Here is a 13,324-nt window from a genome sequence, read left to right as displayed (position 1 = left end):
AATTCTGACACAGAGAATACGGAGTTTTATTTATTGAGAATATAAATATCATATCCGTGTTCTCTGTGTCTTTGTGTTTGAAGAAATATGAATCATACACAAATAATAAATTATATATGAAGAAAATCTTTATCGCACTAGCTGCAGTGCTTTTGGGAATCACTGCATGTACAGAACAGAAATCAGAAAAAATCAGAGTTTATGGTTGGCAGGGCGAAGGTGCCGATGCAACAGAAACAAGCATCAAAGCAGATTTTGAAAAATGGAAATCTCACGGTTTGGACGGTATTTGCTATAACGTAGGTTTCAATCTTGAAAAACAGCAGCGCGCAGCTAAGTTGGCACATGAATGCGGACTTGAATATCATGCATGGATTCCAACAATGTTGAAGGGTGACGCTGATTCAACTTGGTATGCAGTCAACCGTAAAGGCGAATCAGCATATAATGTGCAGGCTTATGTTCCATATTATAAATGTATGTGTCCGAACAATGATGATGTAATAAATTATCTGGTTGGAGAATACACAAAAGTTGCAGAAGTTCCGGAAGTTGATTATATCCATCTTGACTACATACGTTATGTGGATGTGATTCTTGCCCGCGGATTGTGGGAAAAATATGGATTGGTGATGAACGAGGAATATCCGACAGCCGATTATTGCTATTGCGACAAATGCGTTGCTGATTTCAAAGCACAGACAGGTATCGACATCAAATCTGTTGAAGATCCTTCAAAATGTGAGGAATGGAAAACTTTCCGTTATAATGTTATAACAAATCTGGTCAATAAAATTGCGGAATCAGTTCATGCAAAAGGTAAGAAAGTAAGTGCTGCTGTTTTCCCTGGTCCAAAGTCATACGCTATGAAGCTTGTGCGTCAGGAATGGAACAAATGGAATATCGATGCATTTTTCCCAATGAATTATAATGATTTCTATTTGGAACCAGCTTCATGGGTTGGAAAGGTTACAAAGGAAGAAGTTGAATCTGTAAATGGTGAAAAGCCTGTTTACAGCGGTTTGTTTATTTGCCGTGATTGGAAAAACAAGGCAAATATTAAGGATCCGGAAGGACACGGACTTATTCCAAGCGAGATAGGCGAAGCCGTTCGTGGTTCAATGGAAGCCGGAGCTGCCGGTGTTTGTCTGTTTGTGCCTGGCAATATGACTGACGAGCATTGGGCTGAATTTGATAAGGTTATTTGGAAAAAATAACAACTGGATTTAGAAGTTGACGAGGCTTCAGAAACGAGTTGACAAGGTTTTATAGATTAGATGGCGAGGTTTAATACTTATTACTTTGCACATGATTATCTAAGAATTCTTGTCAACTCGTTTTTTTAATTCGTCGAACTCACGTTATTTTAATATACTATTTTACTGTATCAATAACTATGTTCAATAACATATAATTTTACTATCAAAAAGTAAGCAAAATATAGTGCTTGTTTGGGGTAAACCTGTATATTTGCAAACAGAATGTTATCCTTTAAATATATTGCGTATGAAAACTGAAGCTATATTGGCTGCTTTGGAAGCTAAGCATCCGGGTGAAAAAGAGTATTTGCAAGCAGTAAAAGAAGTGCTTATTTCAATTGAAGATGTATATAATCAGCATCCTGAATTTGAAAAGGCAAAAATCATAGAAAGACTCGTTGAGCCGGAAAGAATTTTTACATTCCGTGTTCCATGGGTTGACGATAAAGGTGAAATCCAGGTGAACCTTGGTTATCGTGTTCAGTTCAATAATGCAATCGGCCCGTATAAAGGCGGTATCCGTTTCCATCCTTCAGTAAATTTATCTATCCTTAAGTTCTTGGGCTTTGAGCAGACATTCAAGAATGCACTTACAACATTGCCTATGGGCGGTGCAAAAGGTGGTTCTGACTTTGCTCCACGCGGAAAGAGCGACGCTGAAATCATGCGTTTCTGCCAGGCTTTTATCCTTGAATTATGGCGTAATATAGGTCCTGACACTGATGTTCCTGCCGGTGATATAGGCGTTGGTGGCCGTGAAGTTGGTTATATGTATGGTATGTACAAGAAACTGGCTCGTGAAAACACAGGTACATTCACAGGTAAAGGCATGGAATTTGGTGGTTCAATCCTTCGTCCAGAAGCAACTGGTTTTGGAGCTTTGTATTTTGTTCACCAGATGTTGGATACTCACGGAATTGATATTAAAGGTAAGACTGTGGCTATTTCCGGTTTCGGTAATGTGGCTTGGGGTGCAGCTCTTAAGGCTACAGAATTAGGTGCTAAGGTTGTTACTATTTCAGGTCCTGATGGTTATGTATATGATCCTGATGGTATTTCTGGAGAAAAGATAGATTATATGCTTGAACTTCGTAGTTCCGGTAATGATATTGTTGCTCCTTATGCGGACGAATATCCTAGTGCAACATTCTATCCAGGCAAGAAACCTTGGGAACAGAAAGTTGATATTGCTCTTCCTTGTGCAACTCAGAATGAGCTTGATGCAAACGACGCTCGTCAGCTTATCGACAACAAGACTCTTTGCGTAGCAGAAGTATCAAATATGGGATGTACTGCAGAAGCTGTAGATTTGTTCTTGGAAAACAAAGTATTGTTCGCTCCTGGTAAAGCTGTGAATGCTGGTGGTGTAGCAACTTCTGGTTTGGAAATGACTCAGAACGCAATGCATATTTCTTGGACAGCTGCTGAGGTTGACGCTAAGTTGCATCAGATTATGAGTGATATCCATGATCAGTGTGTAGCTCATGGAAAAGACGGCGAATATATTAATTATGTTAAAGGTGCCAATATTGCTGGTTTCATGAAAGTGGCTAGAGCAATGATGGCTCAAGGAATCGTTTAATTTGCGAATCGACCTGGAAGCAAGATTGCAAGTATAGAATACATATTCTTGTCAACTTGTTTTCTTGTCAACAGATAACTTATATAAGGCTGTATCGGATTTATTTTCCGATACAGCCTTTAGTCATTTATATGATAAGTAGCCAAGGTTTTCTTATAATTTAGAATATATAAGCGATAGCAGTTTTTCTCTTGTATGCTTGTTCCTGAAACCTTATCAACTTTAAAGTTGAGCATGCAAAACTTAAATAAATGTCCTTTCAAATATCGTTTTTACTTTAAAAATGTTACTTTTGCGGAGTGTTGAAATGAAATATGATTAACTAAACATAATAAAGAAATGGCAAAATCAATAAAAGAAGAAGCACTTCGCTACCATTCTGAGGGAAAACCTGGAAAAATCGAAGTGGTGCCAACTAAGCCTTATAGTACACAAGCAGACTTATCATTGGCTTATTCTCCTGGTGTGGCTGAGCCTTGCCTGGAAATTGAAAAAGATTCTCACAGTGCATACGATTATACTGCTAAGGGAAACCTTGTGGCTGTTATCTCAAACGGAACAGCAGTTCTGGGGTTGGGTGATATAGGTCCTTTGGCAGGAAAGCCAGTTATGGAAGGAAAAGGTTTGCTTTTCAAGATTTTTGCAGGTATTGACGTGTTTGACATTGAAGTTGATCAGAAAGATCCTCAGAAATTCATTGAAACAGTAAAGGCTATCGCTACTACATTTGGCGGTATTAACCTTGAGGATATCAAGGCTCCGGAATGTTTTGAAATTGAAACAAGACTTAAGGAAGAACTTGATATTCCTGTAATGCACGACGACCAGCATGGAACTGCAATTATTTCAGGTGCAGGTTTGATAAATGCTCTTGAGATTGCAGGCAAGAAAATTGAAGATGTCAAGATTGTGGTCAACGGTGCTGGTGCAGCTTCTATATCATGTACTAAATTGTATGTGATGCTTGGCGCACGCAAGGAAAATATTGTAATGTGCGATAGTAAAGGTGTAATCTCTACTCATCGAACAGACTTGAACGCTGCTAAGCGTGAGTTTGCTACAGACCGCGATATTAAGACTCTTCAGGAAGCAGTTGTTGGTGCTGATGTGTTCCTAGGTTTGTCTGTTGCCAATGTTCTTACACAAGATATGGTAAGAAGTATGAATGAAAACCCTATTGTTTTCGCTTTGGCTAATCCAAATCCGGAAATATCTTATGCTGACGCTATGGCTTCACGTGATGATATTATTTTCGCAACAGGACGTTCTGACTATCCTAATCAGATAAACAATGTACTTGGATTCCCGTATATTTTCCGTGGAGCGTTGGATACACATGCAAAAGCTATCAATGAGGAAATGAAACTTGCAGCAGTGTATGCAATTGCCAAATTGGCAAAAGAACCTGTTCCAGATGTAGTCAATGCTGCTTACAAATTGAAGAGAACTACATTCGGACGTGATTATATTTTGCCTAAAGCTCTTGACCCACGTTTGCTGACTAGAGTTTCATGCGCGGTAGCAAAAGCTGCTATGGAATCAGGAGTGGCAAGAAAAGATATTACAGATTGGGATGCATACGCAAATCATTTGCGTGAAATGATGGGATATGACAACAAGCTTTTGCGCTCGTTCACAGAAATGGCCAAGGCTAATCCTAAACGTGTGGTATTTGCCGAAGCTAACCATATCAATATGCTTAAGGCTGCTGTTGAGGCTAAGGCTGAAGGTATTTGTCATCCTATTCTTCTTGGAAACTGGGATTATCTTCAGAAACTTGCAGCTGAAGAAAATCTAAGTCTTGAAGGTATTGAAATCATCAATATGCGTTCAGACGGAGAAACAGAACGCCGTCAGCGTTATGCAGAATTGCTTGCCAAGAAGAAAGCACGCCAGGGCGTTACATATTCTGAAGCTTATGAGAATATGTTCGACCGCAACACTTTCGGTATGATGATGGTTGAAACAGGCGATGCTGATGCATTTATCACTGGTGTTTATAGCCGTTATTCTGAAGTGAGCCGTATAGCAGAAGAGGTAATCGGAATACGTCCGACATACAAGCACTTTGGAGCTATGCATATTATAACAGGAAAGAAAGGAACATTCTTCCTTGCAGATACATTGATTAATCGTCATCCAACAACAGAAGTGTTGATTGATATAGCACGTCTGACACATGATGCGGTGAAATTCTTTGCTCACGAACCGGTTATGGCAATGTTGTCATATTCTAATTTCGGCGCAGACAAGGAAGGCAGTCCTTTGACTGTCCATAATGCAATCAAATATTTGCATGAAACATATCCGGAAATGGATGTGGACGGAGAAATGCAGGTTGGTTTTGCATTGGATAAGAAATTGCGTGATAAAACATATCCGTTCAACAAGCTGGCAGGAAAGGATGTGAATACTTTGGTGTTCCCGAATTTGAGCTCTGCAAACAGCGCATACAAACTTTTGTTGGAAATGGGTGTTGCCGAAAGTATCGGTCCTATTCAGATGGGATTGAACAAGCCTATACACTTTACAGATGTTGAAAGCTCAACACGTGATATCTTGAATCTTACTACTGTTGCTGTTGTTGATGCTATTGTTCAGGAGCAGATTGAAAAAGGTGAGAAATAATATTAATTGACATATTAATGTAATTGGTAAAAATAAGTCCGGATTTTTTCGGGCTTATTTTTTTATTGATAGTGTTGCAAAACAAAATGTTAAATATAAAACATGCAGTTAGAAATTAATCAATAAGAATCAGAGAATAACGAACATTTTTTGGCTGAAGGCCTTAAATTATATAGCACAGGGCAACGCCCTGTGTTTCAATGGTTATACCCTATAATAAGCCATGAAAAGGCGGAACTGAGTGAAGTTATGCCCTTCCAGGGTGTATAAGTATATGGTGGTCAAAAACGTAGGGCGTTGCCCTACTCTGTAAAATTAAAGGCCTTCAGCCAATATTCTACTATTCCCATCTAAATTACATACATCACATCCCTATAAACCACCTCAACTTGAAACTTTTAAAGTAAAATTAATATTAAACGATTTCTTGAATTTAATTATTTAAGTATATTTACAACCGTCCACGAAAAAAAATTCACTTATTTGTATATTTATTCGTATTTATGCTTTATATTTGCAGTCGATTTGAATAAATATACATTATGAAGACAAAGCAGGAGAGACATGAGGCAATTTGCCGAATAATTCATGAAGAAGAAATAAGCAATCAGGAAGAACTGTTGAACAGGTTGACTAAAGAAGGTTTTAATATTACTCAGGCAACCCTTTCACGTGACATCCGTTCGCTTAAAATTGTGAAAGCTCATGGAACAAATGGCAATTATGCCTATAAAAGACCTCGTGCTGTAGTCCCGACTATTGATAATACTCCGAAAGCTGTTCATAGTGATTCTTTGCCTTCAATTGAATTCTCAGGACATTTGGCTGTTATAAAGACCAAACCCGGATATGCGATGGGAATAGCTTCGGATATTGATTCTCAATCTCCTAAAGAAATTCTGGGAACGATAGCCGGAGATGACACAATATTGATAATTCCCCGCGAAGGCTACAGCCGTGACAGTGTGGTAAAAGCTTTGTCCAGATTTATTCATTGATATTTATCCGTATGGTATAAATCTTAATTTTGATTGTTTAAAGAAAGGTAAAAAAGATATTATAAAGAAATGGAACAACAAACTGTTGATATAGATGTAATGGTGGCAGATGAAAGCCATGAAAAGTATGTAGATACTATTTTGGAAACTATTGAAGCTGCTGCAAAGGTTCGTGGAACAGGAATTGCAAAGCGTACCCATGAGTATGTCACACAAAAGATGAAGGAAGGAAAAGTTATCATTGCTCTTAAAGGTGAAGAATTTGCCGGTTTTACATATATCGAATCATGGGGCAACAAGCAATATGTTGCAACAAGTGGTTTGATTGTTCCAGACAAGTTCCGTCATTTGGGATTGGCTAAGCGTATCAAGCATGCAGCATTCCAGTTGGCACGTCTTCGTTGGCCTAAGGCTAAGTTGTTTAGTCTTACTTCAGGTAGTGCAGTTATGAAAATGAATACTGAACTTGGTTATATGCCTGTGACTTTCGGTGACCTTACAGATGATGAGGCATTCTGGAAAGGTTGTCAGGGTTGTATCAACCATGACGTTTTGGAAAGAACCGGACGTCGTTATTGCATTTGCACAGCAATGCTTTTCGACCCGGCAGACCCACGTTGCCTGATGCACGAGGAATTATTTGAAACTCTTCGTCGTCGCACAGAGCAAATCAGAGTTGAAATGGCAAACTCTGCAAAAGAACAATATATGAATAAATAAAAACAAGAAACTATAAGAACCATGGAAGAAAAAAAGAAAAAAGTTGTAGTCGCATTTAGCGGAGGTTTGGATACTTCGTTCACAGTTATGTATTTGGCAAAAGAAAAAGGTTATGAAGTTTATGCCGCATGTGCCAACACTGGAGGTTTCAGTGAACAGCAACTTAAGCAGAATGAAGAAAATGCTTACAAGCTTGGCGCTGTTAAATATGTAACTTTGGATGTTACAAAAGAATATTATGAAAAAAGCTTGAAATATATGGTTTACGGAAATGTTCTTCGTAACGGAACATATCCTATTTCTGTAAGTTCTGAACGTATATTCCAGGCATTGGCAATCGCTCGCTATGCAAATGAAATAGGTGCTGATGCAATTGCTCATGGTTCAACAGGTGCAGGTAACGACCAGGTTCGTTTTGACATGACATTCCTTGTTATGGCTCCAGGTGTTGAGATTATCACTCTTACACGTGATATGAATCTTTCTCGCGAATATGAAATCAATTACTTGAACGAACACGGATTCGCTGCAGACTTCACAAAATTGAAATACTCTTATAATGTTGGTATCTGGGGAACATCAATCTGCGGTGGCGAAATCTTGGATTCAACTCAGGGCTTGCCTGAATCAGCATATTTGAAACAGATTACGAAAGAAGGAAGCGAACAGCTTAAGCTTGAATTCGTAAAAGGTGAATTGCATGCAGTCAACGGAGAAGTATTCGAAGATAAGATTGCTGCAATCCGGAAAGTAGAAGAAATTGGTGCTGCTTATGGCATCGGCCGTGATATGCACGTTGGCGATACTATCATTGGTATCAAAGGTCGTGTAGGCTTTGAAGCTGCTGCTCCAATGTTGATTATCGGTGCTCACCGCTTCCTTGAAAAATATACATTGAGTAAATGGCAGCAGTACTGGAAAGACCAGGTTGCAAACTGGTACGGAATGTTCCTTCACGAAAGCCAGTATCTCGAACCTGTTATGCGTGATATCGAAGCAATGCTTACAGAATCTCAGCGTAACGTAAATGGTACAGTTATCCTTGAACTTCGTCCTCACTCATTCTCAACAGTTGGTGTTGACTCAAAAGACGACTTGGTTAAGAACAAGTTCGGTGAATATGGCGAAACTCAGAAAGGCTGGACTGCCGACGACGCAAAAGGTTTCATCAAAGTTCTTTCAACTCCTTTGCGTGCTTATTATGCTAATCATAAAGACGAGGAAACATTATGATTAAAGTAGGTATTGTTGGTGGTGCCGGCTATACAGCCGGTGAGTTGATTCGTCTGCTTATTAATCATCCGGATGTTGAGATTGTTTTCATTAACAGTACAAGTAATGCCGGAAACAAGATAACAGATGTTCACGGCGGATTGTATGGCGAAACAGATTTGGTTTTCACAAGCGAATTGCCTTTGAATGATATCGACTGTCTGTTCTTCTGTACAGCCCATGGTGATACTCGCAAGTTTATGGAAAGCCATACAGTTCCTGAATCTGTAAAGATTGTGGACTTGAGTATGGACTATCGCATCGAGAGCCCGGAACACGACTTCGTGTATGGTCTTCCTGAATTGAACCGTCGTCGCATCTGCAATGCTCAGCATATTGCAAATCCAGGTTGTTTTGCTACATGTATCCAGCTTGCAGTTCTGCCTCTTGCAAAACATCTGATGCTTAATTCAGAGCTTCATGTGAATGCTATCACTGGTTCAACTGGTGCGGGAGTGAAACCTTCGGCAACATCTCACTTCAGCTGGAGAAACGACAATATATCAATATACAAGCCGTTCACTCACCAGCATTTGGCTGAGATTACACAGAGCCTGACTCAGCTGCAGAACAGTTTCAGCAGCCGAATTAATTTCATCCCGGTTCGTGGTAATTTCTCACGTGGAATTTTTGCAACTACATATATTGACTGTAAAATTGAGATTGATGAAATCAAACGCATATATGAAGAATATTATGCAGACCATTCATTCACTTTCATTACAGACAAGAATCCGGATTTGAAACAGGTTGTGAATACAAACAAATGTTTGCTTCACCTTCAGAAAATCGACAACAAGCTGCTGATCATATCTATGATTGACAACTTGCTTAAAGGCGCCAGCGGACAGGCAGTTCACAATATGAACCTTCTGTTCGGCCTTGAAGAAACAGTAGGCTTGCATCTTAAGCCATCTGCGTTCTGATAAAAGATTATTTATTCAAGTTTCGCAAGCTCAACTTGCAGGAAACGAGTTGACAAGGGAACAAGTTGACGAGATTTTTGGATAATAACTCGTGAAATTACAGCTGTTCAGACCTTGTCAACTTGTCTCTGAAGCCTTGTTAACTAAAAAAACATCTTTGAGAAATGAAACTATTTGACGTATATCCATTATTTAATATAGAAATCGTTAAAGGTCGTGGCTGCCATGTCTGGGACAGCGAAGGCACAGAATATTTGGACCTTTACGGTGGTCATGCTGTTATATCTGTTGGTCACAGTCACCCAGTCTATGTCAAGGCTATAACAGAACAGGTGAATAATTTGGGTTTCTATTCAAACTCAGTAATCAACTCACTTCAGCAGAAACTAGCCGACAAACTTGGCGCAGCTTCCGGCTATGACGATTATTCTTTGTTCCTTATAAATTCAGGAGCAGAAGCTAATGAAAATGCCTTGAAACTTGCTTCTTTCCACAACGGAAAGAAACGTGTTCTGGCTTTCAAGCACTCATTCCACGGACGTACTTCTGCAGCAGTGCGAGTAACCGACAATCCTAAGATTATCGCTCCTGTCAATGAAGACCTTGCTGTTACATATCTCGAACTTAACGACGCTCAGGCAGTTGAAGAAGAATTGAAGAAAGGCGATGTTTCATCAGTTATCATTGAAGGCATTCAGGGTGTTGGTGGAATTCAGCTTCCGGCAGACAACTTCATGAAACAGCTTCGTGAACTTACAACACAATATGGCGCTTGTCTTATCGTTGACGAAATCCAGTCCGGATACGGAAGAAGCGGTAAATTCTTTGCTCATCAGTATGCCGGAATCAGACCGGATATCATTACTGTTGCAAAAGGTATCGCAAACGGATTCCCAATGGGCGCAGTATTGATTAGCCCAATATTCAAACCTTCATATGGAATGTTGGGAACTACATTCGGCGGAAATCATCTTGCTTGTGCTGCCGCAATTGCAGTTCTTGATATAATGAAAGAAGAAAACCTTGTGGCAAATGCTGAAAAGGTCGGAAAATATCTGATGGACGAATTGCACAAACTTCCGGGAATCAAGGAAGTGAGAGGCCGTGGTCTTATGATTGGTATCGAGTTTGAAGAGTCAATCAAGGAAATCCGTTCAAAACTTCTGTTCGAAGAAAAAGTGTTTACCGGAGTAGCCGGAATGCACACAATCCGTTTGTTGCCACCTTTGTGTCTGACAATGGACGAAGCAGCAGAATTCATCGCCCGTTTCCGCAAAGTGTTGGGTGCGTGATTTGATTCAGTTGACGAAACTAATTTAAACACAGAGTCACGGAGTTACAGAGTTTATATAATGTTATACATAATATATTTTCTCTGTGTCTTTGTGGCTCTGTGTTTAATTATATTTATTTTGACATACGCATGCTTTTATATTAACGCCACTCAAATACTTTTGGCTGAATCTTTCCTCATACCTGTAACCATATTAACACATCAACTTCAAATAACATTTTCTTGTAAACCTTAATTGAAATTCGTTTCTTTGCTGTGAATATAATGTTAAATCTTAATTTATAAACCATGAATCTACGGAAAGTGTTAGTTTGTGCAGCTTTGGCTCAGTGCCTGACTGGATTTGCAAACGCTCAGGAATTACCGGCATTGAAAGATATAGTTGCCGGAAAAGTGATTGAAACCCGTTCTATGGGTGCAATGAGCTGGCTGAAGGATGGCGAGCGATACAGTCGCCTCGAAAAGAATCAGGAAACCGGAGGTTTTGATGTTGTAGCCTATAAGGCAAAAGACAACAGCCGTGAGGTTATCATACCTTCATCTATGTTTATTGATAAAACAACAGGAAAGCCTATTGCCATAAGAAGCATTTCTTGGAGTGCCGACAATAAGAAAGTCCTTATATATAACAACACCCGCCGCGTATGGAGATACGATACACGCGGAGATTATTGGGTTCTGGATTTGGAAAGCGGAAAACTCCGCCAGCTGGGAACAGCCCGTCCTGAATCTTCACTGATGTTTGCCAAATTCTCGCCGGACGCAACAAGAGTTGCCTATGTTTCGGAAAACAATATTTATGTTGAGGATGTAGAATCCGGAAAAGTAACCCAGCTTACAAAAGACGGTTCAGACAGAATAGTCAACGGAACATTCGACTGGGTATATGAAGAAGAATTCTCATGCCGCGACGGTTTCAGATGGAGCCCGGACGGAAAATACATCGCATATTGGCAGAGCGACACCAAAGGAACCGGCGTATTCGATATCATAAACAATGTGGATTCCATTTATCCTACGATAATGCATTTCCCTTACCCAAAAGCAGGAACAACCAACTCAGCAGTGAAAGTCGGTTATGTTTCGGCAGCTGGAGGAGCAACTTCGTGGGTGGAAATCCCGGGTGACGCTCGCAATAACTACATTCCTCGAATGGATTTCATCCCTGGAAGCAACGAATTGTTTATCCAGCAGATGAACCGCCAGCAGAATACAAACCGAGTATGGACTGTTGCAATTGGCGAAACCAAACCGGTTAATATCTTCACCGACAAAGATGCAGCATGGCTGGATACAAACGACAATATTCTTTGGCTTAAGGACAACAAATATTTCACATGGGAAAGCGAGCGCGACGGATGGCGTCATCTGTATCGTGTCAGCCGCGACGGAAAAGAGATAGTTCCGATTACCCAGGGCGATTTTGATTATATCCAGTATGTAGGAACAGATTTGGATAAGGGTGTCACATACTTTATTGCCTCTCCGGACAATTTCACTCAGCGTTATCTTTACAGCGCGAAACTCTTCGGCAATGGCGAAGTGACCCGTCTCAGCCCGATGCAGCAATCCGGACAACATTCATACAATATGTCTCCAACAGGAAAATGGGCAGTCCACACTTTCAGCAATGCAGTGACTCCTCCGGAAATCGACATGGTTTCACTTCCTAAACACAAATCCGTCAGAATGATTGAAGACAACGCAAAAGCCAAAGAACAATACAAGGCACTTGCCCTTCAGCCTAAGGAATTTGTGAAAGTCAAGAGTGGAGATTTGATGCTCGATGCCTATATGATTAAGCCTAAGAATTTCGACCCGTCGAAGAAATATCCGGTAATCATTGAGGTGTATGGCGAGCCTGCAGGTTCAACAGTTCAGGACGTTTGGAGCGGCGGTGATTTGTGGAATCAGTATATGGCAAATCAGGGATATATTGTTGTCAGCATCGAAAACCGTGGTGCTGCAGCTCCTCGCGGTCGTGAATGGCGCAAATGTATATATGGCGAAGTCGGAACATTTGCATCCGAGGACCAGGCTCGAGGCATTCAGGACCTTGCCCGTCAGTATTCTTATATTGATGCATCACGAATTGGTATCACTGGTTGGAGCGGCGGCGGAAGTCAGACTTTGAACTGTATGTTCCGTTACCCGGAAGTGTTCCACACCGGAATTGCCATCGCATTCGTTGCCGATCAGCGCACATACGACACTATTTATCAGGAAAGATATATGAACACTCCTCAGGACAATCCTGATGGTTATCGCAAAGGTTCGCCTATCACTTATGCAGAGGGTTTGAAAGGTAATTTGTTGCTTATCCACGGAACAGGCGATGACAATGTTCATTATCAGAACTGCGAAATGCTGGTGAACAAACTGGTTGAATACGGAAAGATTTTCTCTCAGTTAAGCTATCCTCTCCGCTCACATAGCATTAGTGAACGCCCGGGAACTACTCTTCACCTTCGTATGTCTATGGCTGATTATTGGTTGAAGAATTTGCCTGCCGGCGGCAGATAAGTTTTTTATAATGAAGATAAAGATATTCCATATATTGTGAAAAAACTTTCTCACAATATATGGAATTCTTTTTTCATAATATATGAAAATCTTTTTTCATCAGCATGAAAATTTTTTTCCAT

General features: G+C 40.3%; 9 protein-coding genes. All 9 read left to right on the top strand.

The features are described 5' to 3' along the window. Positions 1 to 116 precede the first annotated feature (116 nt). Positions 117 to 1,217 (top strand): glycoside hydrolase family protein, encoded by a 1,101-nt coding sequence (locus ACYIAR_RS05375; protein WP_480332634.1) that lies wholly within the window; start codon positions 117 to 119, stop codon positions 1,215 to 1,217. A 289-nt stretch (positions 1,218 to 1,506) separates the two neighbouring features. Continuing rightward, positions 1,507 to 2,841, top strand: a complete 1,335-nt coding sequence (gene gdhA / locus ACYIAR_RS05370) for an NADP-specific glutamate dehydrogenase (RefSeq protein WP_480332632.1) — start codon at positions 1,507 to 1,509, stop codon at positions 2,839 to 2,841. A 339-nt stretch (positions 2,842 to 3,180) separates the two neighbouring features. Beyond that, entirely contained in the window at positions 3,181 to 5,469 is a 2,289-nt protein-coding gene (locus ACYIAR_RS05365; RefSeq protein ID WP_480332630.1) for an NADP-dependent malic enzyme, read from the top strand. Between the two features lie 542 nt (positions 5,470 to 6,011). Then, positions 6,012 to 6,467: an arginine repressor gene (gene argR, locus ACYIAR_RS05360; protein WP_480332628.1), complete on the top strand. Its 456-nt coding sequence runs from the start codon at positions 6,012 to 6,014 to the stop codon at positions 6,465 to 6,467. Between the two features lie 69 nt (positions 6,468 to 6,536). Beyond that, positions 6,537 to 7,187 carry a GNAT family N-acetyltransferase gene (locus ACYIAR_RS05355; RefSeq protein WP_480332626.1) on the top strand — a complete coding sequence of 217 codons (651 nt, stop codon included), beginning with the start codon at positions 6,537 to 6,539 and terminating at the stop codon, positions 7,185 to 7,187. A 21-nt stretch (positions 7,188 to 7,208) separates the two neighbouring features. Continuing rightward, a complete protein-coding gene (locus tag ACYIAR_RS05350) occupies positions 7,209 to 8,420 on the top strand; it encodes an argininosuccinate synthase (RefSeq protein ID WP_480332625.1) in 1,212 nt (403 codons plus the stop codon). Further along, on the top strand, positions 8,417 to 9,385 hold the full coding sequence (gene argC, locus ACYIAR_RS05345) for an N-acetyl-gamma-glutamyl-phosphate reductase (protein ID WP_480332623.1): 969 nt from the start codon (positions 8,417 to 8,419) through the stop codon (positions 9,383 to 9,385). The genes ACYIAR_RS05350 and argC overlap by 4 nt, the downstream gene beginning before the upstream one ends. Positions 9,386 to 9,549: 164 nt before the next feature. Continuing rightward, entirely contained in the window at positions 9,550 to 10,677 is a 1,128-nt protein-coding gene (locus ACYIAR_RS05340; RefSeq protein ID WP_480332621.1) for an aspartate aminotransferase family protein, read from the top strand. A 290-nt stretch (positions 10,678 to 10,967) separates the two neighbouring features. Beyond that, entirely contained in the window at positions 10,968 to 13,202 is a 2,235-nt protein-coding gene (locus ACYIAR_RS05335; RefSeq protein WP_480332619.1) for a S9 family peptidase, read from the top strand. Positions 13,203 to 13,324 lie beyond the last annotated feature (122 nt).

It is taken from the genome of Parabacteroides sp. KHUB-01, from assembly GCF_056640935.1.
This window is presented reverse-complemented; position numbering and strand designations above follow the sequence as displayed.